The 26,138-nt window shown below is 72.4% G+C and carries 18 protein-coding genes; 9 read left to right on the top strand and 9 right to left on the bottom strand.

Annotated features, from left to right (window positions below; translation table 11 throughout):
• Nucleotides 1-433: 433 nt before the first annotated feature.
• The 6 genes from WMF20_RS16700 to WMF20_RS16675 form a co-directional block, all read right to left on the bottom strand.
• Nucleotides 434-2,962: a penicillin acylase family protein gene (locus WMF20_RS16700; protein ID WP_437614808.1), complete on the bottom strand. Its 2,529-nt coding sequence runs from the start codon at nucleotides 2,960-2,962 to the stop codon at nucleotides 434-436.
• A 768-nt stretch (nucleotides 2,963-3,730) separates the two neighbouring features.
• The gene (locus tag WMF20_RS16695; protein WP_437614806.1) at nucleotides 3,731-4,414 is read right to left on the bottom strand and encodes an HAD-IB family phosphatase; all 684 of its coding nucleotides are present in this window, start codon (nucleotides 4,412-4,414) and stop codon (nucleotides 3,731-3,733) included.
• A gap of 47 nt (nucleotides 4,415-4,461) precedes the next feature.
• Nucleotides 4,462-5,499: an aldo/keto reductase gene (locus tag WMF20_RS16690; protein ID WP_437614804.1), complete on the bottom strand. Its 1,038-nt coding sequence runs from the start codon at nucleotides 5,497-5,499 to the stop codon at nucleotides 4,462-4,464.
• Between the two features lie 177 nt (nucleotides 5,500-5,676).
• Nucleotides 5,677-6,219, bottom strand: coding sequence for a non-canonical purine NTP pyrophosphatase (locus tag WMF20_RS16685; RefSeq protein ID WP_129575305.1), 543 nt, complete (start codon nucleotides 6,217-6,219; stop codon nucleotides 5,677-5,679).
• Nucleotides 6,220-6,231: 12 nt separating this feature from the next.
• Entirely contained in the window at nucleotides 6,232-7,074 is an 843-nt protein-coding gene (locus WMF20_RS16680; protein WP_129575304.1) for an SIR2 family NAD-dependent protein deacylase, read from the bottom strand.
• A gap of 282 nt (nucleotides 7,075-7,356) precedes the next feature.
• Nucleotides 7,357-9,537, bottom strand: a complete 2,181-nt coding sequence (locus WMF20_RS16675) for a response regulator (RefSeq protein ID WP_437614801.1) — start codon at nucleotides 9,535-9,537, stop codon at nucleotides 7,357-7,359.
• Nucleotides 9,538-9,936: 399 nt separating this feature from the next.
• On the opposite strand from WMF20_RS16675, the gene WMF20_RS16670 reads away from it, so the two are divergent.
• The 6 genes from WMF20_RS16670 to WMF20_RS16645 all read left to right on the top strand — a co-directional run bounded on the left by WMF20_RS16670 (nucleotide 9,937) and on the right by WMF20_RS16645 (nucleotide 16,321).
• On the top strand, nucleotides 9,937-11,583 hold the full coding sequence (locus tag WMF20_RS16670) for a protein kinase domain-containing protein (RefSeq protein WP_437614799.1): 1,647 nt from the start codon (nucleotides 9,937-9,939) through the stop codon (nucleotides 11,581-11,583).
• A gap of 76 nt (nucleotides 11,584-11,659) precedes the next feature.
• Entirely contained in the window at nucleotides 11,660-12,652 is a 993-nt protein-coding gene (locus tag WMF20_RS16665) for a hypothetical protein (RefSeq protein ID WP_437614797.1), read from the top strand.
• 77 nt (nucleotides 12,653-12,729) lie between these two features.
• Nucleotides 12,730-13,455: a 1-(5-phosphoribosyl)-5-[(5-phosphoribosylamino)methylideneamino]imidazole-4-carboxamide isomerase gene (gene hisA, locus WMF20_RS16660; RefSeq protein WP_437614795.1), complete on the top strand. Its 726-nt coding sequence runs from the start codon at nucleotides 12,730-12,732 to the stop codon at nucleotides 13,453-13,455.
• Nucleotides 13,456-13,492: 37 nt separating this feature from the next.
• Nucleotides 13,493-15,175, top strand: a complete 1,683-nt coding sequence (locus WMF20_RS16655) for a tetratricopeptide repeat protein (RefSeq protein WP_437614793.1) — start codon at nucleotides 13,493-13,495, stop codon at nucleotides 15,173-15,175.
• Nucleotides 15,165-15,821 carry a CDP-diacylglycerol--glycerol-3-phosphate 3-phosphatidyltransferase gene (pgsA, locus tag WMF20_RS16650; RefSeq protein ID WP_437614790.1) on the top strand — a complete coding sequence of 219 codons (657 nt, stop codon included), beginning with the start codon at nucleotides 15,165-15,167 and terminating at the stop codon, nucleotides 15,819-15,821. The genes WMF20_RS16655 and pgsA overlap by 11 nt, the downstream gene beginning before the upstream one ends.
• 44 nt (nucleotides 15,822-15,865) lie before the next feature.
• Nucleotides 15,866-16,321 (top strand): hypothetical protein, encoded by a 456-nt coding sequence (locus WMF20_RS16645; protein ID WP_437614788.1) that lies wholly within the window; start codon nucleotides 15,866-15,868, stop codon nucleotides 16,319-16,321.
• An 82-nt stretch (nucleotides 16,322-16,403) separates the two neighbouring features.
• On the opposite strand, the gene WMF20_RS16640 is transcribed toward WMF20_RS16645, so the two are convergent.
• On the bottom strand, nucleotides 16,404-18,665 hold the full coding sequence (locus WMF20_RS16640) for a hypothetical protein (RefSeq protein WP_437614786.1): 2,262 nt from the start codon (nucleotides 18,663-18,665) through the stop codon (nucleotides 16,404-16,406).
• Between the two features lie 223 nt (nucleotides 18,666-18,888).
• Here WMF20_RS16640 and epmA point away from each other — a divergent pair, with 223 nt between their 5' ends.
• From epmA to WMF20_RS16625, 3 genes are all read left to right on the top strand, one after another.
• A complete protein-coding gene (gene epmA, locus WMF20_RS16635; RefSeq protein WP_437614783.1) occupies nucleotides 18,889-20,175 on the top strand; it encodes an EF-P lysine aminoacylase EpmA in 1,287 nt (428 codons plus the stop codon).
• Nucleotides 20,172-20,723, top strand: a complete 552-nt coding sequence (locus tag WMF20_RS16630; protein ID WP_437614781.1) for a hypothetical protein — start codon at nucleotides 20,172-20,174, stop codon at nucleotides 20,721-20,723. The genes epmA and WMF20_RS16630 overlap by 4 nt, the downstream gene beginning before the upstream one ends.
• A gap of 368 nt (nucleotides 20,724-21,091) precedes the next feature.
• Nucleotides 21,092-21,484, top strand: coding sequence for a DUF423 domain-containing protein (locus tag WMF20_RS16625; RefSeq protein ID WP_437614778.1), 393 nt, complete (start codon nucleotides 21,092-21,094; stop codon nucleotides 21,482-21,484).
• 30 nt (nucleotides 21,485-21,514) lie between these two features.
• On the opposite strand, the gene WMF20_RS16620 is transcribed toward WMF20_RS16625, so the two are convergent.
• Together WMF20_RS16620 and WMF20_RS16615 are read right to left on the bottom strand one after the other, a co-directional pair.
• A complete protein-coding gene (locus WMF20_RS16620; RefSeq protein WP_437614776.1) occupies nucleotides 21,515-24,808 on the bottom strand; it encodes an efflux RND transporter permease subunit in 3,294 nt (1,097 codons plus the stop codon).
• Nucleotides 24,809-26,014, bottom strand: coding sequence for an efflux RND transporter periplasmic adaptor subunit (locus tag WMF20_RS16615; protein WP_437614774.1), 1,206 nt, complete (start codon nucleotides 26,012-26,014; stop codon nucleotides 24,809-24,811).
• Nucleotides 26,015-26,138 lie beyond the last annotated feature (124 nt).

Here is a 26,138-nt window from a genome sequence, read left to right as displayed (position 1 = left end):
TGCCTGGCGCCCTGGCCGGCGGAGGCCTGATCCGCGGCGGCCTCACCCGGGTTCGGTGGCCGGCAGCGCGACCGAGGTCCGTCGGTCGCGGGTGGGGTACCGACCCGGGTTGAGGTCACCGAGGTCACCGACCCGGGTTGAGGTCACCGACCCGGGTTGAGGTCACCGACCCGGGTTGAGGTCACCGACCCGGGTTGAGGTCACCGACCCGGGTTGAGGTCACCGACCCGGGTTGAGGTCACCGACCCGGGTTGAGGTCACCGACCCGGGTTGAGGTCACCGACCCGGGTTGAGGTCACCGACCCGGGTCGGGGTCACCGGTGGCGGGTGGCAGCGCGCAGGTGGGAGGTGGCCGGCGGCGGCCGGCGGCAGGCAGGGAGTCGCTGTCAGGACGGGCCCATCACCGTCGGATCGCCCGCCAGCGGCGGTCCACTCAAGGGATCGCTGCGGACGTGAACGGCATCGGGAAGATCTGACCCGACCTCCACGCCTCGGCATGATCCGAGTAATGGCACGTCCGCGGATCCCCGCTGATACCGGTGCTCATCACCCCGAGCGAGCCGTCGAGCGGGGCGAGGTTCCAGACCAGCCGCGTCGCGCTGAGCGAGTCCTGGTCGAGCGCGCCCCGCACCCCGCCTGCGGCCTCGAACTCGCCGGGCGGAAGCGCCAGGATCCCGACCTTCCCGAACCACCCGCCGATGTTCACCGTCTCCGCATCGCCGGTCGCCGGGAAGGTGCCGATATCGAAGCGCTCGTCCTCGCTCGCCAGCGGGTGGTTGTAGGTCAGCTCGTGGATCCCGCCCCAGGTCCACGCGCTCACGTCCGGCCCCATCGCTCCGCGGAGCATCGCGTCCGCCTCGCCGAGCGCCCGGCGCACGGCCTCGTCCCGCGCGCCCCCCGGATCCACGCCCTCGCTGATGCCGAAATACGGCGCGCGCGGGTTCTCGAGCACGTCCATCAAGCCGTTGAGCTGATTCGTGAGGAACACGTTGGGCGCGAAGAACGCATACTCGTCGGGACCGATCACGTCCGTCACCGTGTTGCGCAGCAGGATCAACGTGAGCATCTCGTAGACGGCCGCGCCGCGGCTGCTCGCCGCCGCGTTCCCGTCCCACTGCTGCAGGGCCTCCACCGCCGCGACGGCGCTCGGATCGTCCGCAGGCAGCCCGACGCGCCCGAGCGCAGCCAGGTAGCTGTCGCGCAGCGGCAACCCGATCGTGGTCTGCGTGTCGAGCTGGATCGACGCCATGTCCTGCGGCGTGAGCGGCTGCGTCGCCGTCGTCAGCCGGGTCATGATCCGCTGCGCGCGCCACGGCATGTCCCAGTAGTTCGCGAGGTGCACCGGCCGCCCCTGCGGCGCGTAGTTGCGCGGCACGATCCGGTTGTTCGCCGTCACCAGGATATGCGACGGCGGATCGTAGACCGAGGGCAGCTCGGCGTTCGTGGCGTACCCGGTCCACTCGTGTCCGCCCGTCCCCGGCACCGGATAGAGCGCGTTGAGCGGGCTCTGGCGCTGCGGCGCGAGCCCCGAGTTCTGGTAGCCGATGTGGCCGTGCGCGCCCGTATAGTCCGCGAAGATGAAGTTCCAGCCGATGCTCTGCTTCAGCGCCGCCGCCTTGAACTGCGTCCAGCTTTGCGCCGCCGGCATCTCGAAGTAGCCGTCGACCTTCCACTCGGGCTGACCCGCGGTCGACTTGAGCGCGAGGGTCCCGAACGCCTCCAGCCCGTCCAGACCATCGTTGAGGATCGGCCCGTGGGGCGTCGAGCGGAACGTCCGCTGCACATCCGGCTGCCCCTTCACACGGATGGTCTCCACGCGCTTGGTGACCGGCTTCCACTGGCCGTTGATGAGCACCTCCTCCCGTCCTCCGCTCGCCGGGCGGAGCGTCTCCACGTACAGGTCGACGCTGTCGAAGAGCGAGAACGTCGGCACCCAGGCGATGCTGTCGGTGTGGCCGCTGATGAACCCGGGGAACCCGGGCACCATCCAGCCTGCGACGTTGTACTGCCCGCTCACCTTGAGCTGGGCCAGGTAGACGGCGGACGGGGTAGCGTGGGGGAAGTGCGGATCGGTCGCGAGGAGGGGCTTCCCGGTCGAGGTGAGGTGCCCGTCCACCGCCCACGCATTGCTCGCGCGCCCGCTCACAGGCGTCATCCGCCGGAGCTGCTCCGCGAGCTGCCGCGCCCCCGCCAGGCACGTCGGCGGGGGCGGGTTGACGATGGTCGCAGACGGCGAGGTCGGGCCGGGCGGCACGAGGTAATTCGAGATCGGGTTCAGGTTGCCCTGCGCGTCGAACATCGACACCTCGTCCGCAGCCTCCTTGATCAGCGTCGTCGCGACCTCCGTCCCCGCGATCGAGGCGACGGCCGCGCGCTCGAGCTTCGTGAACCACGTCAGGGTGTCGAAGGTGACACCGACGTAAACGTAGGCGAGGACGCTGTCCTCGGGCGTCCAAGGAGCCGGCTGATAACCGAGGGTCTGGAACTCGATCGGCAGGCCGCCGCTCGACGCCTTGGCTTCGGAGATGTACTTGTTCACGCCAGCGGCGCAGCCCTGCAGCGCGCGCTTCGTCCGCGAGGCCGCCGCGGCGTAGCGCGCCGCCGCGAACGCGCGCAGGTTCTGCGCGCGGGCGAGGAGATCCTGGCCGAGGATGCCGCCGTCTTCGCCGGGCCCGTAGATCTCCGCGAGGCGCCCCTCTGCGCTCCGGCGCAGCACGTCCATCTGGAAGAGCCGGTCGCGCGCCATTGCATAGCAAAGGCCGCCGTAACCCGCCTTCTCGTCCCACGCGGTGACGTGGGACATCCCGCGATCGTCCACGCGGATGTACGCCGCGTCGAGGCCACTGATCTCGACCGCGGTCTCCTTCGCCGCGGTCTGCTCTGCCAACCCCTGATCATCCTGGGCCACGCTGCACGCGGCAGCAGACAGCAGGAATGCCACGCTGGTCATTCGCCTGGTCATGCCGTTCTCCTTCTGCTGGCCCCCTCGCAAGGGCCGCAGTTTGCAGGTCACGTGCGCCACGCCCACCCTGAGCCGCATGCCGCCCCGCATGGGCGATGCGCGGCGAGCGGATGTCAGCACAAAATGCTGCCCCGAACGATCAGGCGATCAGACGGGTTGCAGAGTGTTCACTGACAAGCCGAACGAGCGCCTCCTACGTTGCTTTCACACGCACGAGATAAGCGGATAGGAACTAACCAATGGGATTCGAAAGTCAAGTTATTCGTCAATCACACTCATTATACAGACACACTGTACACCGCCGCTAACAGACACTGTCTCAAACCATCTGGGTCGCCGGATCGCGCACTGTTTGCGCGAATTGCGCATGGTTGCGCGAGGATTGCGCGCCGGTTGCGCACGGACAGCCCGTAAAATCTGCAACCTAGCACCCAGTCGGCATACGCGCCATGCGGCACGGGCCCTGAGCTCGATTCAGACGCCCTGGCCGGTTCACCGCCGCTGCTCCCGCGTTGTTCCCGCCTCGTGCCGTGATGCGTGGTTCACGGGCCGCCGCCGATCGATCGTCCGCGGCGCTGCACGAGCAAGAAACCGTCGCCGGACGGTGAGGTCACCCCAGGAGGTCGCTTTGCCGCAACGCCGTCTGGCACGCTTGACCGGCCTGGCGCTGCGGTGCCCCCATCTCCTCCCGTATCTCCCGTATCAGGACCGTATCAGGACCCTTCGAGCCCCGGCGAGGACGTCGGGCGAGGGCCGAGGCGGCTCGCGTCAGCCGCGTCCGGGAGATCGCTCTCCGGCACGGGCGGCGCCCGACGGACGATCGCCGCCGACGTCGAGCGCCGCGCAGACCTCGGTGAAGCTGTCGAACGGCGTGCACGGCACCCCGTCGCGCGCGCAGAGCACGTCGAGGGCGCTGCCCCGCACCGCGAACACACGATCGCAGCGCCGCGCCGCGGGGTAGTCCAGCCGACCGTCGCCGATGTAGACGGTCGCCGCCTCGCCGGTCGCGGCCTTCAGCTGGTCGAGGACGCGGATCTTGAAATCGTCGCCGGGGCCGAGCTGCACCGCCTCCGGCACGGTCACGCGCCAGCGCCCGTCGAAGACGGCATCGAAGCAAGAAAACGCGGTGTCCGGCGGCAGGAACTCGCGGATGTAGAACGGCAGCCCGTGGCTGACCACATGGAACACCCACCCCCGGCGGGCGCACAGCGAGAGCAGCTCTTCGAAGCCCGGGCGCAGCCCGGCGTGGGGGCGGAGCAAGGCCAGGAGCTCGTCCGCCGGGCGATCCACGTCGGCATAGCCGCGCCGCAGGAGCTCGAACGGCGTGATCTGGCCGCTGGCCGACAGCGTGAGCAGCTCCTGCCGCCAGTCATAACGGAGGTGGGCGTCCCAGACTTCGTTCGTCAGGTCGGCGCAGGTGATGGTTCCGTCGAAGTCGCTGAGGATGAGCACGGCCGCGGATTGTGCACGCCTTCGCCCCGGCCGCCAGCGCAGACCGGTCAGACCGCGACGGGGAACGGGTTTCGCTCGGCGAACCCGGTCTGGTGAAAGTAGGGGTACGGGAGCGGCGTCCTGCTCGCGGCGTCCAGCTTCGCGATCTGCTCCGGCGTCAGAGACCACCCGACCGCGCCGAGGTTCTGGCGAAGCTGCTCCTCGTTGCGCGCGCCGATGATCACGTTCGCGACGCTCGGCCGCTGGAGCAGCCAGTTGATCGCGATCTGCGGGACGGTCTTGCCCGTCTCCTTCGCGACCTCGTCGAGCGCGTCGACCACCCGATAGAGGTACTCGTCATCGATCTGCGGCCCGCCCTCGGCAGCCAGCTTGTTCCGGAGCCGGCTGACCTCCGGCAACGGCTGTCCGCGCCGGATCTTGCCGGTGAGCCGCCCCCAGCCGAGCGGGCTCCAGACCACCGCGCCGACCTTCTGATCGAGCGCGAGCGGCATCAGCTCCCACTCGTAGTCACGCGCGACGAGCGAATAGTACGCCTGATGCGCCACGTACCGAGAGAGGCCGTATTTCTCCGACACCGCGAGCGACTTCATCAGGTGCCAGCCGGAGAAGTTCGAGCAGCCCAGGTACCGGATCTTCCCCGCCCGCACGAGGTCGTCGAGCGCGCCGAGCGTCTCCTCGATCGGCGTGAGCGCGTCGAAGCCGTGCAGCTGAAAGAGGTCGATATAATCCGTCTGCAGCCGGCGCAAGCTGCCCTCGATCGACCGGAGCAGGTGGTGCCGCGAGGAGCCGACGTCGTTCGGGCCCGAGCCGAAGCGAAAGGTCGACTTGGTGGAGATGATGACCCGATCGCGCCGGCCCTTGATCGCCTGGCCGAGGATCTCCTCCGCCAGCCCGTTGGAGTAGATGTCGGCCGAATCGAACATGTTCATCCCGGCCTCGAGCGAGACGTCGACCAGCCGGGTCGCCTCGGCCACGTCGGTCGCGCCCCAGCCCCGGAAGAACTCGTTGCCTCCGCCGAACGTGCCCGTCCCTAGACTCAGCACGGGCACCTTGAACCCTGACCCGCCCAGCAGCCTGAATTCCATGGATCTCCTCCGCGTAATGAGGACAACCTCCGACGCAGGGAGCAGACGCCGGACACCAGGCGCTCGCCCCTTTGCCGCGGTCGTGGACGGTTAGGAACTCCAGGGCGATCCGAAAGTCAAGCGCCATCGGGCGGCGCGCGTCGCCCTGGGTGCGCAGGGCGCGCCGCGCGGCGCCGATCACAGGCCGATGTCGCTCCGGAACGCCCGCAGGGCCTCGGTGCGCGCCGCGCAGCGGAGGCGCTCGGCGCGGGGCATCTGCCCGAGCGTCCGCGCGTGCCCCGCCGGGATGAACATCGGCTCCCAGTGGATCCCCTCGTCGCCCCGCCGCTCGCAGGCGATCTCCCCGACGACGCTGCCCGTGTAGATGCGGAGCGTCCGGCCGTCGCAGTAACACACCTTCTGGACGACCCGCGCGGCGCGCGACGTCCCCGGGGGGATGAGGGAGCATATCCGGTCTTGCAGCCGCTCCCAGAACGGCTTCACGAGCGGCCCCGGAAAGCCGTTCAGATGCTCGATGAACAGCCCGCCGTGCTCCACGAAGAGCGGCACGAGCGCCAGCCGGTAGGCGGCGAGCGCCTTCTCCCGCACGACGACGTCGAGATCCGAAGAGAGCACCTCGGGCACGTCGAGCCGCAGGACCCGGAGCGGCGTCGGGCCGTCCTTCCACGCGTGGATCATGTCCTCGAGCTCGTCCTCGTTCGAGGAGACGAAATAGACCATGATGGTCGGCCCTCATCCATCCAGCGCGTCGAGCAGGTCCACCACGCTCTTCGTCTTGTCGTTCGGGTCGAGCTCGATCACGTCGATGTGCCAGTCCTCGAGCAGCGCCGGCTGGACGAGCCCGGCGCCGAAGGTCGCCCAGTAGCCGCGGCGGTTCAGCGCGCGCTTCGCGCCGGGCGCGCTGCCCTCGAGGCGCATCTGCTCCATGCGATACCAGATGTAACGGATGTCCACGTCGCTGAAGCTGTAGCCGAGGAAGAGAAAGGTGTTGCTGAGCAGATCGGCCCGCAGGCGCTGATCGGGCGCGGCCTCGAGCCGGAGGCGGCCGAAATACTGGGCCTCGGTCAGCACCACGGTCTCGGGCCAGTCGAGGTCGCCATGAAACTTGATGACGTGGCACGCCCCCTGGGCCGGGCAACGCGCGAAGTCGTCGAACGTGGAGAGCGCCACGGCTTGCTTGCCCGCGTCCCGGAGCGCCTCCTCGATGTGATGCTCGAAGTTGGTCGTGTAGATGGTCCGGAAATGGCGGCGCGCCAGCGCCTTGTGCTGGCGCGAGCTCCTGCGGCGCTCGTCGACCTCGCGCGCGTGGAAGCGCGCGCGCATCTCGGCGATGAAGCTGTCGAGCCCGCCCCCGCACTCCCGGGCGAAGAAGCCGGCGAGCTGCGGGGGCAGGCCGTGCAGCTCGAAGAGCGCAGGCTCGAAGCCGAGCGCCTGGCCCATCCAACCCATCAGCTCCTTCCACATCGGCAGCTGCAGCGGGGCGGAGAAGCCTGCGCCCAGGAAAGGGATGAGGCGCCCTTCCCGGTACGCCTGCCGGAGCGGGACCGCCGCTTGCTCGAGCGTCAGGACAGCCATCGTCAGCGAGCGATGGTATCCCCCCGCCGACCTCGCGCAACCAGCGCTGGCCCGGCCAGGGCGCTTCGCGATCCCGTCCGGGCCGCTCGCCCGCGGCGCCGCTCGGCCACGGCGGCAGGCTCGCCCATCGGGGCCCATCGGCGGACAGGCGCTCACCTCGCGCGCCCATGCGCGGATCCGGTCAGCGACGCCTCGGCGCTCCGTACCGCGGCTCCGCGCCTGCTCCAAGGCGCTGGCCGGCGCCGAGCGCGGCATGGCGCCGCGTCGATCCGAGGCCGCGCGCTACGAGCGGGAGAGATCGGGCCGCTCGGGGTGGGCCAGGCGGGCGATCACCTCGATGAGCGCGGCGGGGTCGACCGGCTTGGGGATGTGCATCTGGTATCCCTCGGAGAGCGTCCGATCGCGCGCGCTCTGGCCCGCATACGCGGTGAGCGCGATCGCGGGCGTCGCGCCGCCGCGCTCGGCCGGGAGCGCCCGGACGCGGCGGATCAGCGCGTGGCCGTCCTCGCCGGGCAGGCCGATGTCGCTCACGATGACGTCCGGCCGCCACGGCTCGACGAGCTCGAAGCCCTCCCGCGCCATGCCGGCGACGCGGACCTCGGCGCCCGCCCCCGAGAGGAGGCACGCCATCAGCTCCCGCATGTCCGGCGCGTCGTCGATCACGAGGACGCGCAGGCCGGCCAGGAGCGGCGAGGGGGCCGCGCCGCGGCCCCGGGGCGCGAGCGCGGCGCCCGGAGCGGCGGGCGCCTCGACCGACGGCAGCAGCGGCAGCTCGACGGTGAACGTCGCGCCCCGGCCCGGACCGGCGCTCTCGACGCGGACCGCGCCGCCGTGCAGCTCCACGAGGTGCCGCACGATGGAGAGACCGAGGCCGAGCCCGCCGCGCTGGCGCTGGATCGAGCTGTCGGCCTGGCGAAAACGCTCGAACACGAGGGGCAGAAACTCCGCGCCGATCCCCTCCCCGGTGTCGCTGACGCGGAGCTGGGCCGCGGCGCCGACCTTGTCCAGCGACACGGCGACGCGCCCGCCAGGCGGCGTGAACTTGACGGCGTTGCCGAGCAGGTTCCACACGACCTGCTGCAGGCGACCGCCGTCTCCCCAGACCTTGCCGGCCTCGGGATTCAGCGACAGGGAGACGCTGACCCCCTTGGCATCGGCGGCCAGCGTCAGCGTGTCGAGCGCGGCGCGGAGGACCGAGGCGAGGCAGACCGGCTGCGCCTTCAGGGTCATCTTGCCGCTCACGATGGCGGAGACGTCGAGCAGATCCTCGATGATCTGCAGCTCGGCCAGGCTGTTGCGCTCGATGGCCTGGAAGCCGCGCCGCATCGTGGCGGCGTCCAGCGTGCCCGTGCAGAGGAGCTGCGCCCAGCCGACGATGGCGGTGAGCGGCGTGCGCAGCTCGTGGCTGAGCGTGGCGAGGAACTCGTCCTTGAGGCGGTCGGCGGCCTCGGCCTTCTCGCGCGCGGCCTGCTCGCGGGCGAGGAGCGCCTCCCGCTCCTCCTCCGCCCGCTTTCGGTCGGTGATGTCGGTCGAGATGCCGCAGACGGCCCACGGCTCGCCGGCCGCGTCGCGCAGCGGGCACTTGATCGAGATGTAGGTGTGCAGGCCGTCGTCCTGCATCACGAGCTCCTCGGCCTGGAGCGGCGTCCGGGCGTCGAGCACCCGCCGGTCGTGGGCGCGGAACGCGCTGGCCTGCGCGGGCGGGAACAGCTCGTCATCGGTCCTGCCGAGGATCGACGCCTCGGTCACATGAAAGAGCGTCTCGAAGTGGCGATTGATGAGCACGTATCGCCCCGCCACGTCCTTCACGTAGATGACGGCCGTCGAGTTGTCGATGACGGCCCGGAGGAGGCTCTGACTCTCGCCCAGGGCCGCGAGGGCCCGCTTGCGCTCGGCGATCTCCTCCTGGAGCGCGGCGTTCGCCGCCGCGAGCTCGGCCGTGCGCTCGGCGACGCGCTGCTCCAGGGCGCCGTGGGCGAGCCGCAGGGCGGACTCGAACTGCTCGCGCATGGCGATCTCCCGCTGCAATTGCGCGTTCTGGGCCGCGATCTTCCGGCGCATCGCGTGCATGGCCAGGTGCGTCCTGACGCGCGCGACGACCTCGTCGAGCTGGAACGGCTTGGTGACGTAATCGACCCCGCCGGCCTCGAACCCCGCGACCTTGTCGGCGGTGTCCGCCAGGGCGGTCATGAAGATCACCGGGATGTCCCGGGTGCTCGCGGACGCCTTCAGGCGTCGGCACGTCTCGAAGCCGTCGATCCCGGGCACCAGCATGACGTCGAGCAGGATCAGATCGGGTCGCAAGAGCTCCGCGCGCTCCAGGGCCTCCTCGCCATCCTGGGCGATCGCGATCTCGAAGCCCTGGTCCTCCAGGTGAGCGACGATGACAGCCAGGTTGGCGGGCGCGTCGTCGACGATCAGGAGGGTCTCCGGTCGAGCGCCCTCCGGCCCGTTCACGTCCATGGCCTCGGCCTGCCGCTCAGCGAGGGCTTCGTGTCCGCGCGCAGTCGACTCTGTGATGTGCATCCCCGCCTCGCCCACGATCCGCAGTCACAGGGGCAGGACGAGCGCGCCGCGCGTGCGCTCCTCCGCTCCCCCATGCTCCTCCTGCCTCACGCCCGCTCGCCGCTCCGGGCCACGTGGAGATCGAGCCCGCGCCGGAGCTTACCACGACACTGCTCCCCTCGGACTTCCAGGAGCGCAGCACCGGCGGGGAGCTCGCGGGCGCCGGGCTGCGGTGCGCGCGCGGTGATGGGCCCGCTCCGCCATCGCGGCCGCCGGCAACCGATCGAGGAGCGCGCGCTGCCCTTCGCCGCCCCCTGAATCCTTGACGCGACCGCCGCCGCGCGCGACCCTCCCGCCGTGTCGGCCACGCTCGCGGACGGAACGGTCTTTGCGCACCGCTATCGCGTGGCGCGCCTCCTCGCCGTCGGCGCGATGGGGTCCGTCTACGAGGCGGTGCACCTCGAGACCAACCGCCGCCGGGCGCTGAAGGTGATGCACGCGTACCTCTTCCAGAGCGAGGAGATGCGCAGCCGCTTCAAGCGCGAGGCGCAGATCACGGCGGACATCGAGAGCGAGTACATCGTCGACGTCTTCGACGCGGGCATCGACGACGCGACCGGGATGCCGTTCCTGGTGATGGAGCTGCTCCGCGGCGAGGAGCTCGGACAGCGCCTCAAGCGCCTCGGCCGGCTGCCGCCCGGCGAGGTCGCGACGTACCTCCAGCAGACCGCGTCGGCCCTCGACCGCACCCACGCCGCGGCCATCATCCACCGGGATCTGAAGCCCGAGAACCTGTTCGTGACCCAGCGGGACGACGGGACGCCCCGCATGAAGATCCTCGACTTCGGCGTGGCGAAGCTGCTCGCCGAGGGCGGCACCGCGGCCGGCCTCACGCGGAGCCTCGGGACGCCGATCTACATGGCGCCCGAGCAGTTCCGCGTCGACACGAAGCTCACGAGCGCCGTCGACATCTACGCGCTCGGGATGATCGCGTACACGCTGCTCGTGGGGACGCCGTACTGGAGCCCGGAGGCGCTCAGCGCGGGCGACGTGATCGCGTTCGCGCTGGTGGTCGTCCACGGGCCGCAGGAGCCGCCGGTGAAGCGCGCGATGGCGCATCGGGTGGTGCTGCCGCCGGGCTTCGACGCGTGGTTCGCCAAGGCCGCGGCCGTCGATCCGGCGGCGCGGTTCCGCACCGCGAGCGAGGCGGCGCAGGCGCTCTCGGAGGTGCTCGGCTTCGCCGCGGCCAGCAGCGGACCTCTGCCCCACCCGAGCGCTCCGTCCTGGTCCCTCGCGAGCGCCCCCACGCCGGCGCTCGCCACGCCAGCGCCCGGGACGACCGCGCCCGGGATGCCGGCGCTCGCCACGGCGGCGCCCGGGATGACGGCGCCTGGGACGACCGCGCCCGGGATGCCGGCACCGGGGACGGCCGCGCCCGGGATGCCGGCGCCGGGGATGACCGCGCCCGTGCTGATGACGCCCGCGATGACGAGCGTCGCCCCGCTCGGTCCGGAGCACCCGGCCCGCGCGCCGGGCGTGCCGCTCGCGGCGACCATGATGGAGACCTCGATGACCTCCGTCCCCGCGGGGCCGCTCGCGCCTGCGAAGCCCGGCCGGGCGCCGCTCGTCGCCGCGGCGGCCGTCCTCGGGCTCGGGGTGCTTGTGGTCGCGGGGAGCTGGCTGCTGACGCGCACCGGGGCCGATCCGGCCGTGGCCGCGTCGCCGGAGGCCGCCGCGCAGGACGCCGGCGCGCCGGGCGCCGCCGTCACCCCCGCGCCGACCGCCGGGCCCTCGATCGCGGCGGCCGACCCCTCGGCCGCGGCGGCCGACCCCTCGGCCCCGGAGCCTGAAGCCGCGGCGCCCGCGACGAGCGCCAGCGCGAGCGCGGGCCCGGCCGCGCACAGGCCGGCGAGCGCGCCCCCGAAGGCGCCGCCGAGGCCGGCCCCGAGCGAGCGAAGGGGCTCCTCGACGCGCCCCAAGGTCCCCTTGCTCGGACGGGAGTGAGATCCATGTCCGCCGCGATGCCGGCTCCCTCCTCGCCCACGCCGGCCGACCTCTCGCCCTGTGGATGCGCCAACCCATGACACGTTGCCTGCGCCGGATTGCCCCTCTCGCCCTCGTCCTCTGCCCGCTCGCCGCCGCGGCGCCCGCCGCGGCGCAGGAAAGCGCGGCCGCGGAGGCCCTCTTCGACCGAGGCCTCACCGACATGGAGGCGGGCCGGTACGAGGCGGGCTGCAAGGCCATCGCCGAGAGCCATCGGCTCGATCCCAAGCTGGGGGCGCTCTTCACGCTCGCGACCTGCGAGTCGCGGTGGGGCCGCGTCGCCGCCGCGTCCGCGCACTTCGGCGAGTACCTGGCGCAGTACGAGCAGCTGCCGCCGGAGCAGAAGAGCCGGCAAGGGGAGCGACCGAAGGTGGCCAGGCAGGAGCGCGACAGGCTGGCCCCGCTCGTGCCGGAGCTCTCGCTGGCCCTCCCGCCCGGCGCCCCCGCAGGGACGGTGGTGAAGCGCGACGGCGACGTCGTGGACAGCGCCGCGCTCGGCGCGAGCGTGCCCGTGGAGCCGGGGGAGCACGTCGTGTCGACCCAGCCGCCGGGAGGGTCCGTCTGGGAGACGCGGTTCCAGCTCGCCCAGGGCGAGAAGAAGCGGGTCGAGCTGCAGGTGAACGATGTTTCGGCGGCCCCCGCGGGCGGCGCGTCGGGCCGGCGGACGGCCATGTACGTGGCCGGCGGCGTCGGCGTGGCGGGCCTCGTGCTCGGCGGGATCACGGGCGCGCTCACCCTGGGCCGGAAGAGCACCGTCGAGAAGCACTGCGGCGGCGGGATCGGCTCGAGCGACGAGACGGCGTGCGACGAGACCGGGCTCGACGCCGCCGAGAGCGCGAGCGCCACGGGGCTCGTGAGCACGATCGGCTTCGGCGTGGGGCTGGTCGGGCTCGGGGCGGCGGCGGTGCTCTACCTGACCGAGCCGAAGCAGAGCGAGGCGACCGCCGGCGCGACGTCAAGGCGGATCCGCGCCGGGGTGCTCGCGGCGGGGCCCGAGGGCGTGGTGCTGGGGGCGAGCGGGGCGTGGTGACGCGGCGGCAGCGCGGACGAGCGCGCGCGCCCTCGCCGCCTCTACCCGCCGGCGCGGAGGCGCGCTAGACCCGCCGCGTGCAGCTCATCCCCGCCATCGATCTCCTCGGAGGCCAGGCCGTGCGCCTCCATCAAGGGCGCTACGATCAGGTCACCGTCTACGACCAGGACCCGGCGGCGCTCGCCGCCCGCCTCCGCCGCTCCTGCGATCGGCTGCACGTGGTCGATCTGGAGGGGGCCCGGGCCGGCCGGCCCGTGCAGGCCGACGCGGTCAGCGCCGTCGTCGCGGCGTTCGGCGTGGACGGGGGCAGCGTGCAGGTGGGCGGCGGCATCCGCTCCGCCGCCGCGGCCGAGAGCTACCTCGCGCTCGGCGCCGATCGCATCGTGCTCGGGACCGCCGCGGTGAACGACCCCGCGCTCGTGCGCGACCTCGCCGGCCGCTTCCCGGGGCGCGTCGTGGTCGCCGTCGACGCGAAGGACGGGCGCGTGGCCGTGCAGGGCTGGGAGCAGGTCTCCTCGGTCACGGCCCTGGACGTCGCCCGCGCGCTCGCCGGCGCCCCCATCGCCGCGCTCCTCTACACCGACGTCTCCCGCGACGGGACGCAGGTCGGCCCCAACCTGGAGGCCACCCGTGAGCTCGCCGGCTCGTGCGGCTTCCCCGTGCTGGCCTCCGGCGGAGTCGGCTCGCTCTCTCACCTGCGCGCGCTCGCGCAGATCCCCGGCGTGAGCGGCGTCATCGTCGGCCGCGCGCTCTACGAGGGGGCCTTCACGCTCGCCGAGGCGATCGAGGCGGCGAGCGCCTGACGGCGCGTGTGCGTTTTCGTGTACGCTCCAGCCGACGATGCCCGAGCGCGACGACCCCCGGCCTTCCACCCGCGAAGTCGCAGCGGAGGAGTTCCTGTTCCACCTGCACCGGGGCAGCGAGCTCCTGCAGGACAACCGGGTCCACGCCGCGAAGGCGGAGCTCGAGCGCGCGCTCTCGCTCCAGCCGAGCGATCCCAAGGGGCAGGACCTCCTCGGGATCGTCTACTTCAGGCTGGGGCTCTATCCGCGGGCGATCGCGATCTACGAGCGGCTGATCCAGGCCCACCCGGAGGCGGTCGAGCCGCGCATCAACCTCGCGCTCTCGTACCTCAAGACGGGGCAGCCCGCGCAGGCGCGGTCCGAGCTCGAGAAGGCGCTCGAGCAGAACCCGAAGCACCAGCGCGCCTGGGGCTACCTCGGGCTCGCGTTCCAGCGCATGGGCGACTACGAGCGCGCGAGCCACGCGTTCGCGGCGGGCGGCCATGACGCGATGGCGCGCCGCCTGCTCGACATGACGGGCGGCGGATCCACGGGCAGGTACCCGGCCGAGCCGCCCGACACCGAGGATCAGCCGCCGATCGAGGCCAAGGCGGAGGCGAGGGCCGAGGTGCAGCGCGCCGCGGGCGAGGCGGTGCACGCGCTCGACCGCGCCGGCGCGGGCTTCCGGCACGACTCGGATCTGCCGCGCATCCCGTCCGGGACCTGGTCGGCGATCGAGCCTGGCCGCGAGACGATGCCGACGATCCCGGCGCCGCCGTCGCTCCGGAGCCTCGGGGCGGACGGCCGCGTGGGCGGCGCGGCCGGGCCGAGCCGATCGCCCGCGCCGAGGGGCGGCGCGTCGCCGACGGTCCCGTCGATGACGGCGGTCCAGGCGCCGCCCGGCGGGGGCGCGGTGCGGCGCGGCTCGATGGCGCCGGAGGAGCCCTCGATGACGGGCCGCTTCACGGTCCCGGTCTCCGCGGCCGGGGACGCGGCGCTCGCGGGCAGGAAGGCGCCCGCGCGGGCGTCGTCGTCGTCGCTGCCGCCCCCCACGGCGGCGCCGGGCACGCCGCCGCCGTCCACGACGCCGCTCGCGGTGCAGCCGCCGGAGGCGCTGCTCTCGGTCGCGCGCGAGCGGCTGCTCGTCTTCCCGCGCGACGTCGCGGTCGCGCGGCACGCGAGCGGCGTCGTCCTCGTGCAGGCCGCGAAGGGCTTCGTGGCGCGGATCGACGCGCTCCGCACGATGAGCACGCTCCCGGGGACGGCCACGCACGTGCTGAAGCGGCAGGCGCGCGGCCGCGTCTTCGACGAGCCGCTCGGCGGGCCGAGCACGCCCTTCGTCGAGATCGGCGCGCGCTGCGAGCTCGTGCTCGGCGCGCCGGAGGGGCGGCGGCTGCACGCCGTGACGCTCGGGGAGGAGCCGATCTTCCTGCGCGAGGACGTGCTCGTCGGCTTCGAGCTGCCGATCGGCTACGAGAACGGCCGCCTGCCGGCCGGCGACGGCGAGGCGGTCGCGATGGTGCAGCTGCGCGGCCGCGGCCACATGGTGCTCTCGGTGCCCGAGCGCGCCGCGGCGCTGGAGATCGCCCCGTCGCGGCCGACGTCGATGCGCGCGACCGCGGTGCTCGGGTGGATGGGCCGGCTCCTGCCGCGCACGCTGCCCGCGACCGAGGCGCCCGGAGGGCTGCAGGGCTTCGTGACGTTCGGTGGAGAGGGGATGGTTCTCGTCGATGGTCGCTAGCGCGGACACGTCCCTGCGGGGCCTCAAGGCGCAGCGGCGGAGGACGCTCTGGGAGGACGCGAGGAACCTCCCGAACCTGCTCACGTTCGCGCGGATCCTCATGATCCCCGCCGTCCTCCTGCTGCTCTCGAGGGGCGCGCCGCGGGACTGCTTCTGGGCCGCGTGCGTCTACTCGCTCGCGGCGATCACGGACATGCTCGACGGCTACCTGGCGCGCCGGCAGGGCCTCGTGAGCGTGCTCGGCAAGTTCCTCGATCCGCTGGCCGACAAGCTCATCGTCGCCGGCACGCTGGTGTGGCTCGTCCCGATGGGCCGGATCCCGGCGTGGGCGGTGGTGCTGCTCATCTCGCGCGAGATCACGATCACCGCGCTCCGCTCGATCGCGTCGACCGAGGGGCTCGTCATCGCGGCGGGCGACGGCGGGAAGATCAAGACGGCGCTGCAGATGATCGGCATCGTCTGCCTGATCCTCGGCTACCCGTACCACATCCACCTCGGCGTCGACTTCGGAGAGGTCGACGTGGTGCACGTGGGCCGGCTGCTCATCTATCTATCGCTCGTCTTCTCGATCACGAGCGCCGCGCAGTACATGGGCCTGTTCATCGACGCGATCGACGCGAAGAACCGGGCCGCTCCTCCGCCGTAGATGGGCAATAGGCAAGCCCGCCGGGTTCTGCTAGACCAGCGCGCGTGAAAGCCCTGAAGACGTCGCGCAACGCCTTGCGCCCCGCGCTCCTCTTGGCCGCGCTCGCCGCGGCGTTCGTCGCCTCCGCCGCGAGCTGCAGCCAGCAGCAAGAGGGCGAGCCCTGCGAGATCGCGAACGGCAACGACGACTGCGCGAGTGGCCTCGAGTGCAGGGGCATCGGCCAGCAGCAGCAACAACACCGCTGCTGCAGGCCCGGCGTGGTGACGCAGGTCTGCGATCCGACCCAGAATCCGGCGACGGGCACCACGACCACCACGACCACCACGACCACCACGAGCGGCACGGAGGGTGCTGGTACGGGCGGTAACGGCGGCGCCGGCGGCAACGGCGGCGATGGCGGCGGCGGCGGCAACGGTGGGGCGGGCACGGGCGGCGCCGTCGGCAACGGCGGGGCGGGCACGGGCGGCGCCGGCGGCAGCGGCGGCGCCGGCGGACGTTAGCGCAGCGGACGCCGCGTCACGGCTCCAGCAGCGAGGCGCGTGATCGCTCCGCGCCTCGCCGGCCATCCCGGCCCGCGCGGCTTCAGCGCTGCTCCCGCTGCTCCCGCGGATTCCGGCGCGCGCGGCGCCTGAGCGCGGCCGCCCCGGCGAGCGCGATCCCGGCGAGCGCCGTCCACGGTGCGACCGGCGCGCTCGGCGCGGCGGCGCGGCACGCGCACCCCGCTGCGGGCGTCTCCTCGGCCGGATCGGTCGGCTCCGGCGTCGCGCCGCCCGTCGATCCGGGCTCCGGCTCGACCGGATCCACGGGATCGACCGGCGCCGGCTCGACCCCGAGATCGGCGCTGTCCACCGACACGGCGGTGGACGGGCAGTTCGCGTGGCCGATCACCATGTAGTACGTCTGCGTGGGATCGAACGGCGGATCGGACGTCTCGTCGATGACGATCTCCCCGTACGTGTCCGTGATCCCCTCGACGCTGTAGTCGTAGTTCCTGGCCTTCGGCATCACGTCGCCCATCGCGAAGCCGACGTGCCGGCCGCTCCTCACGTAGATGCTCCAGTCGAGATCGCTGCCGCCGCGGGGCTGGAGCTGCACGGTGAAGCGGATGCCCTTCGCGGCCGGGTCCGGCGTGCTCTTGAAATGGAAGAGGCTCTGGAGGCTGAGCTGGCTGCGCCACTCCGCGCACGACGCCCCGGTCCCGAAGACCAGCGAGTCGATGCCGAACATGTGCGTCCTGCGCGACTTGCCCCCGCTCAGGTCGAGCACCTCCTCGCAGTCGTCCAGGCCGCGGCTCTTGAGCAGCGCCTCGACGGTGCCCGCGTCCGCCGCCGTGAGCTCACCGGAGCCCACCAGCTTGTCGGCCGCCCTCGTCAGCGCCTTGGCGAAATCGCCGAGCGAGGCGTTGCGGGTCAGCAGCGTCAGCGCGCTCCAGACGAGCTTGTCGCCCAGCGCGGCCCCGAATTTCTCGTGCAACGACCACGCGACGCTGCCGATCAGCTCGCCGTCGTCGTGCACCTCGCCGACCAGATCGTCGGGGCACACCTTGACGTCGTCCGAGAGCTCGCGCTGCGCGCCGAACGGCTCGAGCGACGCCTCGCCGAGCGTGGAGTCGCCGTTCACGGTGCACGCGAAGTAGTCCGCGAGGCCCTCGTCGATGCTCCCGGCCCAGGGGGAGAGCCCGTACTCGCTCACCGCGAACTGGCCCTCGCTGTAGCCGACCGCATTGGAGGTGACGTAATGGGTGAACTCGTGGAGGAACACGTCGGAGTCGTCCGAGAAGTCGAAGAACGAGCCCTGGCCGATGGCGATGAGGTTCGGCGCGCTGAAGGGCGGCTCCGAGCCCATCGGCGAGAAGAACGCGTTGTCCATCGGCCGGCCCGACTCCAGCATGTTGGCGATCGCGACGAGCTTCCAGCTCGGCGAGGCCATGTCGAGCTGATGGGCGCTCGTGAAGTAATCCCGCATCCGGGTGAGGTGGTAATAGACGCCGACCTGCGCGAACTCGTCGTGCGCGTCGTCCGCGCTGCGCGGCGGGTCGTAGAGGAAGTCCTCCCCCGCGTTCGGACGGACGCTCTGCTCGAGGGTGAGCGGGACGCCGCTCATGAGGTCGCCACCCACGTAGTTCACCACCCTGAGGTTGCCGCCCCAGCCGCTCAAGGTCTGCGGGTCCCCCGCGTCGAGGTCGACGAGCTCGCGATCCTCGAGCTCCGGCGTGACCGCGGAGCTGATCGGGTAGACGCGCCCGCGCGCGTGGACGGCGAGCGATCGCCGGTGGACGATCTTGCCGGCGTGCGCGTCCACGAGGAAGCGCTCGCCGCCGAGCTCCGACCGGACGTCGACGACCCAGACGAGCCTGCCGCCCGTCTCCCCCTCGGGGAACACCGCGAGCGCCGCGCTCGGCCGCTCTGGCAGGCTCATCCCGTAGGTCGCCTCGACCGCGCGCCGCGCGGCCTCCTCTCGGTACTTCGGCGCCGCCGGGACCGACAGGTCGCGCGCGACGTCGAGCACCACGAGCTCCACGCGGCCCTCCGGGGCGACGTGGACCGCCGCGGCGCCGCCGATCACGGGGAGCCCTGCGTGGAACTGCGCGAACCGGACGGTGCGGTGATCGCCGTCCTTCAGCTCGCGCTCGTAACGCAGCGAGACGCCCTGGAGTCGGAGCTCGGAAACGGCGCGCTTCAGGTACGCCTCCGCCGCGCTGCGCGCGCCGCCGGCGACGCGCAGGGACGGGTCGGCCGCGACCGAGCGCGGCGGTACGGTGTGCCACTCGGACGCGGCAGCGGCCCCCGCAAAGGTCAACGTTGCGAGCGCGGTCAACGGAAGCAAGAGCAGCTGTCGTCCCATGATTCTCCTCTCCGGCTGGGTTTCTGCGAGCGGCGCTCGCGCGAGGCGCGGCATGGCCGGACCGACGAGCGCGACCAACGTATCGAGTTACGTTGGCTCATCAAGGAGGAGAGGCGCGGTGCCCTCCCGGAAAAATAAAGAGTTGTAGCGGCCGTTGGCTTCTTGCCTGACGTCTTTGGGCAACTTGCGTGATATGTCTCCGGCACACCCGGCGCAGGATCCTGTGACTCTCCTCCACAACGACGTCTTGACTGGGGCCCCGGCGACGCTCGCGCCGAGCGACATCGCCTCCGCAGGTGCGACGCTGCCCGGAAGGGTGCGCGTCGGCGGTCGCGTGCTCGACGTCGCGGAGGGCGCCGTCGTCCTCGGCGACGCCTTCGGCGCGCTGCGCGTCGCGCTGGACGGCGCGCCCGCGCCGCCGGTCGAGATCGGCGATCTCGCGGTGGTCGAGGGGGCGCCGGCCGGCGGCGCGCTCGCCTCGGCGCGGCTCGTCGAGCGGATCGCGCCGCGGAGGCCGCCGCGGGGGCGCTCGGGGGCCGCGGCGCCGCCGTCGAGCGAGACAGAACGGGCGATCCACCGCGGCCTCGGCCTCGCGCTCGCGCGGCGCGCGGCGGCGATCGCGGCGGTGCGAGCGCTGTTCGCCGAGCGCGGGTTCCTCGAGGTGGAGACGCCGAGCATGGTCCCCTCCCCCGGGCTCGACCTGCACCTCGACGCGTTCGCGGTGGACGCGGCGCGGCCGACGTTCCTGATCACGAGCCCGGAGTACCAGATGAAGCGGCTGCTCTCGGGCGGCGTCCCGCGCTGCTTCCAGCTCGCGCGCTGCTTCCGGCGCGGCGAGCTCGGGGACAGGCACAACCCGGAGTTCACGATGCTCGAATGGTACCGCGCCTTCTCCGGTGTGGACGAGGTGATGTCCGACACGGAGGCGATCGTGCAGCGCGTCGCGGGCGCGCTCGGCGCGGACGGCGCGATCTCGGTGTCCGGCAAGGCGGTGCAGCTCACGCCGCCGTTCCCGCGCATCTCGGTCGGCGACGCGTTCGCGCGCTGGGCGGGCGTGCCCGCGGACGACGCGATCGCGCTCGCGTCGAGCGACGAGGAGCGGTTCTTTCGCCTGCTGGTCGACGCCGTGGAGCCGGCGATCGCGGCGCTGCCCCACCCGGTGTTCCTGGTCGATTTCCCCGCGCCGTTCGCGTCGCTCGCGCGGCTCAAGCCGGGCGATCCCCGGGTGTGCGAGCGGTTCGAGCTCTATGTCGCGGGAGTCGAGCTCTGCAACGGCTTCGGCGAGCTGACCGACCCGGTCGAGCAGCGCGCGCGGCTCCTCGCCGATCAGGCGGCGCGGGCGGCCCGGGGCAAGCCGGTCTACCCGATCGACGAGCGCTTCCTCGGCGCGCTCGAGGAGGGGATGCCGCCGGCGGCGGGCAACGCGCTCGGCGTCGATCGCCTCGTCGCGCTGTGCCTCGGCGCCACGTCGATCGGCGACGTCCTCGCGTTCCCCCACGGCTGGCTGTGACCTCCGGGGCGGTCCCCGAGGGCGGCGCGCGCCTCTCGCCGGAGATCCTGGCGCAGCTCGCCCGCAAGTACCGCACGCTCGCGGAGCTGCGGCGCGCGCGGGCGGCCGGCGAGGCGATCCCGGGCAAGGAGGTGTTCCGCGCGCTCGCGGGGGAGTTCCCTGGCGCGCTGAACGAGCTCGACAACCTCCCGCTCGACGAGATCGAGCGGCGCCACGGCGCGCTCTCGCGGGCCCTCGCCGGGGGCGCGGAGGAGCGCTGGATGGCGTGGATGCACGGCTACCACGCGCTGATGCGGGCGGCGCTCTACGTGAAGATCCGCGTGGCGCGGCGGCAGGAGCTCTCCGAGGGCGAGGCGGCGGCGCTCGCCGAGCGGGCGGCGAGGCACGCCGGCGCGCCGGTCGACGCCGCGTTCGTGGTCGCGGTCAAGGCGCCGCCGGACGGCCGGCTGAACCGCGTCGTCCTCGGCCGCCTCGCGGCGATGTCCGGCGCGTCGATGGCCGAGATCCGGGGGACGCTCTTCCCGCGGCGGCCGGCGCCGGGCGGCTGACGCGCCTGGCGGTGTGGAGCAGCCGCCGCTCGGCGCCCACCCTGACGGAGAGCGCCCGATCGAGGCGCCGCTGGCGACCGGTGACCTGCGTGTCCACCCAGCCGAGCGGCTCGATGGGCTCGGCCGTGCCGAGCAGGGCGCGCGCCACGTCGCGCGGGAACTGCCGCGATACGTGGCGGAGGATCAGATCGACGTCGTCCTGCTCGTCCTGCGGCGTCCTGGTCCCCGATCGCTGCCTGCGGTGTCGCTTGCCCATGTCGACGCGCCGTCCTCCTGCACCTCGACCATCGACGCGCGCGCGCCGCAGTTGCGTCGGAGCCGCGCGCGCCTCGTGACGCGCTCCGGCGTTGGGCTAAGCTCCGCGTCCGATGGAACGGCTCTTCTTCCTGCTCTCCGGTGTCTACGGGTTCCTCGGGGTGGCGCTCGGCGCCTTCGGCGCCCACGCCCTCAAGGCGAAGCTCGACGCGCTGCCGGACGGCGCGCTGCGCGCGTCGTGGTGGCAGACGGGCTCGCTCTACCACCTCGTCCACGCGCTCGCGCTCGCGCTCGCCGCCCACCTCGCCGCGCGCACCGGCGGGGCAGCGGCGACGGCCGCCGGCTTCTGCTTCGCGGCCGGCGTGCTCCTCTTCTCCGGCAGCCTCTACGTGATGACCCTGACCGGCGTCCGCGTCCTCGGCGCGGTCACGCCGCTCGGCGGGCTGTTCTTCCTCGCCGGCTGGGGCGCGGTGACCGTGGCCGCGCTCGGGCTCGCGAAGGGCTGAGGCGCCCCCGGGCCGACCGCCCCGCCCGGCCTACGTCGACCTGCGCGCGCGCGCGAAGAGCCGCCCGAGCCGCGCGGACGTCCGCTCGTGCAAGGCGCCGATGCGCGCCCGGACGCGCCCCCAGCGCTCGCTGTGCGCGAGATCGTCGAGCAGCGAGTACGAGACCGGCGTGACGATCAGGGTGAGGAGCAGGCTCAGCGACTGGCCGCCGATGACCACCACCGCGATCGTGTGGCGCTCCTCGGCCCCAGGCCCCGTGCCCAGCCAGAGCGGGAGCATGCCCGCGACCAGGGCCAACGTCGTCATCAGGATCGGCCGCAGCCGATCGCGGTTCGCGTGGAGGATCGCCTCCGCCCGCGGCATGCCCTCGGCGCGGAGCTTGTTCATGTGATCGACCTGGAGGATCGAGTTCTTCTTCACGACGCCGAACAGCACGAGGAAGCCGAGCGCCGAGTAGAGGTTCAGCGTGTTCCCGGTCGCCCACAGGCTCAGCAGCGCGAACGGCACCGACAGCGGCAGCGAGAGCAGGATCGTGACCGGGTGCACGAGGCTCTCGAACTGCGACGCCAGGATCATGTACATGAGCACGATCGACAGGAGGAACGCCCAGATGAACTCCCCGAACGTGCGCTCCAGCTCCGCGCCGCGGCCGCGCACGCTGGTCGTGTACGCCGACGGCATGTCCATCTCCCGCGCCGCGCCGCGCAGCGCCTCGAGCCGGTCGGCCAGCGCGTAGCCGGGCGCCACGCCGGCCCGCAAGCTCGAGACCCGCTGGCGATCCAGCCGATCGATGCGCGACGGGCTCTTCGCCTCCTCGATGCGCACCAGGTTGTCGAGGCGCACCAGGTCGCCCCGGAGCAGCGGCGCGCCCGCCGCGGCGCCAGCGCTGCCCGCCTGCGGCCGCGCCGTCCGCGGCACGTAGAGCCGGCGGACGGCCGCCAGCTGATCGCGATCCTCCTCGACGAGCCGGAGCTGCACGTCGTAGTTCTCGTTGGCCTCATCGTCGCGGAAGCGCGAGACCTCCTGATCGCCTCCCACCATCAGGCGCAGCGCGCTCGCGATGTCCTGCGTCCGGACCCCGAGCGCCGCGGCGCGCTCGCGATCGATGATCACCCGCAGCTCGGGCCGGTCGATCTTCAGCGTCACGTCCGCGTCCACGATGCCGCCGAGCTGCGCGGACCGCTCCCGGAGCTCGTTCGCGTAGCGCTCGAGCGCCTCGATGTCCGGACCCTGGATCGCGAAGTCGATCTCGAAGTTCCCGCCGCCGATGTTGAACGACGGCACGTTGCGGACCGAGATCCGGAGATCGGTGTACTTGCGCAGCTTGCGCCGCACCTCCTGCATCACCTCGCTCTGCGAGTAGTTGTCCTTGAACGCGCGGAGCGGGTTTCCGGAGAACGTCTCCCGGAACAGCCGCGTCAGTGAGAACGTGCGCTCGTCGTGCGGGGCGATGCGGACGAACGCCTCGCCCGAGCTGACGCCGCCCACGAAGCCGCCGCCCGCCGTGGCGAGCACGCTGCGCACCCCGCGCACCGAGCGGACGTCGTCGCTGATCCGCCGCATCACGTCGTCCATCGCGCCGATGCTGGCGCTGAGCGGACCCGTGACGCGGATCTCGAACTCCGCGTCGTCCGCGCCGGAGGGGATGTACTCCTGCTTCACGAGCCCGTAGAGCGGCACCGCCGAGGCCGTCACGAGGACGGCGAAGGTGGCGACGAGCGCGCGGTGCCGCATCGCGAACGCGAGGGCGCCCATGTACTTGGCCTCGAGCCGCCCGTAGAAGCCCGTGCGCGTCGCCGCCTCGCCCCCGCCGCCCGCCTCGCCCGACCCGTGAGCGCGGCTCGCCTCCTTGCGGAGCAGGCGCGCGCTCATCATCGGGGTCAGCGAGAAGCTGACGAGCAGGCTCACGAGGATCGCGACCGTGGCCGTGATCCCGAACTGGAACAAGAACCGCCCGGAGATCGACGACATGAACGACACGGGGACGAAGATGACGACGAGCGACAGCGTCGTCGCGAGCACGGCCAGCCCGATCTCCTGCGTGGCGGCCCTGGCCGCCTCGAAGGAGTCCATCTTCTTCTCCTCGACGAAGCGGAAGATGTTCTCGAGGACGACGATGGCGTCGTCGATGACGATGCCCACCATCAGGACGAGCGCCAGCATCGTCACGCTGTTCAGCGTGAAGTCGAGCGCCCACATCATGCCGAACGTCGCCACGACCGACGTCGGGATCGCGACCCCCGCGATGATCGTGGACCGCCACGACCTCATGAACAGGAGCACGACCGCGCACGCCAGGAAGCTGCCGAGGACGAGGTGCACGTTGATCTCGTGCAGCGCGGTGTAGATGTAGCCCGACTGGTCGCGGATCACCTCGAGCTTCACGTCCGAGGGCAGCTGGTCGGAGAGCTTCGCCACGTTCGCCTTCACGGCCTCGATCACCGCGACCGTGTTCGCGCCCGACTGCCGCACGACGTCGAGGACGACCGTGGGCCTCCCGTCGAGGCGCGCGAGCGACCGCTGCTCGTAGGTGCCGTCCTCGGCGCGGCCGATGTCGCGCACCCGGATGGGCCTCCCGTCGACGCTCCCGACGACCAGGTTGTTGAAGTCGCCCGCGTGCTCGAGGCGACCCATCGTGCGCAGCGTCCGCTCCTCTTCCTTGCCGGTGACGTTGCCCGCCGGGATGTTCGCGTTCTGCTGGACGATGGCCTCGCGGACGGCGGTGATCGGGAGGCCGTAGGCGGCGAGCCGATCGGCGGAGAGCCAGATCTTGATCGCGCGCTCCTGCCCGCCGACGACGCGCACCTCGCCGACGCCCGAGGAGCGCTCGAGCTGCACGCGCACGAGCTTGTCGGCAATCTCGGTGAGCTCCCGGATCGAGCGATCGGCGGAGAGGGCGATCGTCATCACGGGGGTCGAGTCGTTGTCCTGCTTCGCGATGACGGGCGGATCCGTGCCCACGGGCAGGCGGCGCAGCGCCGCTTGCACGCGATCGCGCACGTCCTGCGCCGCCGAGTCGACGTCCCGGTCGAGGTTGAAGGTGGCGATGACGACGGAGCTGCCGCTCGTCGAGATCGAGCGGAGCTCGGTGATCCCCTCGACCGTGTTGACCGCCTCCTCGATCTCTTCGGTGATCTCCGCCTCGACGTCCTCGGGCGCGCCGCCAGGGAGCGTGGTGCGGACCGAGACCGTCGGCAGGTCCACGGCGGGGAAGCGATCCACGCCCAGCCGGAAATACGCCACGGCGCCGACGACGATGAGGGCGAGCCCCAGCATCGCGGCGAACACGGGCCGCTGGATGCAGATCCTGGCGAGCGCTTGCATCTAACTCCCCTCCACCACGCGCACCGGCTGCCCTTGCTGGAGCGAGCCGGGGCGGGCGACGACCGACTCGCCCACCGCGAGGCCGGAGACGATCTCGACGCGATCCTCCGCGGTCTTCCCGGTGACGACCTGCTTCTCCTTCGCCTTGCCGTCCTCGATTGTGATCACCTTCGCGAGGCCGGCGAACCGGACGATGGCCGTCGCGGGCACCGACGGCGCCGGCTTCGCGGTCACCACGATCTGCGCGGTGACCAGGCTGCCCGGCCGCAGGTGGCCGGGGTTCTTGATGTCGCTCTCCACGAGCAGGGTGCGGCTCTGCGGATCGATCGCGGGCGCGAGGCGCGCGACCGTCCCCGCGTAGACGGCGCTGTCCCCCGGGACGGTGACGCGCACCTGCTGCCCGGCGCGCACGCCGGCGGCCTCGGTCTCCGGGATGGCCACGCGCAGCCGCAGCGGGTCGATGCGGACGATGTCCGCGATCGGCGCCCCCGCGGCGAGGAACTGGCCCGCGCTCGCCCGCCGCGCCTGGACGACGCCGTCGATCGGCGACCGCACCAGGGCGTCCGCGAGCTGCTGCCGCGCCATGCGCAGCTCCGAGCGCCGCTGGCGCACCGCCGCCTGGCGGATCCGCACCTCCTCGCGCGCCGACTGCACGGCCGTCTCCGCGCGGACCGCCGCGGCCTCGGCCGCGTCGAGGTCCATGCCCGACATCAGCCCTTCCTTGGCGAGGCTCCGCGCGCGCACCTGGTTGGCCTGCGCCTCCTTGAACGTCGCGAGGGCCTCCCTCACGATCGCGACGCTCTCGACGTCGAGCTCCTCATCGGGCCCGTCCTGAGGCAACCCGAGCTGAGCGCGGCTCTGCGCCAGCGCGGCCGCGGCCTGCTCGATGCGCAGCTCGTAATCCCTCGTCTCCAGCTGGGCGACGACCTGATCTTTCTTGACCGGGCTCGCCAGATCGACCGCGATCGACGCGAGGCGGCCTGGCACCTTGGCCCCGACCGTCACCTGCTCATCGGCGTCCAGGGTCCCTGAAATGTCGATGGTTTGTTCAACGACGAGCTCCGTCACCGGCGCGAGCGTCACCTCCTTGGCGCTCGGCGCGGCCTTCGCCCCCTTCGCGCCTTCCGGCTGGGACGCTGCCTCCTTGCCGCACGCAGCGCACTGCAGAAGCACCACCAGGAGCGCGGCCCAGGATGTCCAGAACACCCTGAGCTGACTGCGGGAACAGCTGACCGAGTTGGAGGGTTGGTTGGAGGGTTGGCAGAGCGCTGGATGGGCAATCCACATGTCGGCGGCCTCAGATGACCAGGAACGCCCCCCCGAGCGCGTG

This window comes from Sorangium sp. So ce834, assembly GCF_051521425.1.
Taxonomy (GTDB): domain Bacteria; phylum Myxococcota_A; class Polyangia; order Polyangiales; family Polyangiaceae; genus Sorangium; species Sorangium cellulosum_D.
This window is presented reverse-complemented; position numbering and strand designations above follow the sequence as displayed.

Coding starts and splice junctions, on each gene's coding strand:
- WMF20_RS16690 (WP_437614804.1), bottom strand. CDS start 5,499: ATGGAATTCAGGCTGCTGGGCGGGTCAGGGTTCAAGGTGCCCGTGCTG.
- WMF20_RS16665 (WP_437614797.1), top strand. CDS start 11,660: ATGACACGTTGCCTGCGCCGGATTGCCCCTCTCGCCCTCGTCCTCTGC.
- WMF20_RS16700 (WP_437614808.1), bottom strand. CDS start 2,962: ATGACCAGGCGAATGACCAGCGTGGCATTCCTGCTGTCTGCTGCCGCG.
- WMF20_RS16680 (WP_129575304.1), bottom strand. CDS start 7,074: ATGGCTGTCCTGACGCTCGAGCAAGCGGCGGTCCCGCTCCGGCAGGCG.
- WMF20_RS16655 (WP_437614793.1), top strand. CDS start 13,493: ATGCCCGAGCGCGACGACCCCCGGCCTTCCACCCGCGAAGTCGCAGCG.
- WMF20_RS16685 (WP_129575305.1), bottom strand. CDS start 6,219: ATGGTCTATTTCGTCTCCTCGAACGAGGACGAGCTCGAGGACATGATC.
- WMF20_RS16675 (WP_437614801.1), bottom strand. CDS start 9,537: ATGGACGTGAACGGGCCGGAGGGCGCTCGACCGGAGACCCTCCTGATC.
- WMF20_RS16640 (WP_437614786.1), bottom strand. CDS start 18,665: ATGGGACGACAGCTGCTCTTGCTTCCGTTGACCGCGCTCGCAACGTTG.
- WMF20_RS16625 (WP_437614778.1), top strand. CDS start 21,092: ATGGAACGGCTCTTCTTCCTGCTCTCCGGTGTCTACGGGTTCCTCGGG.
- WMF20_RS16620 (WP_437614776.1), bottom strand. CDS start 24,808: ATGCAAGCGCTCGCCAGGATCTGCATCCAGCGGCCCGTGTTCGCCGCG.
- pgsA (WP_437614790.1), top strand. CDS start 15,165: ATGGTCGCTAGCGCGGACACGTCCCTGCGGGGCCTCAAGGCGCAGCGG.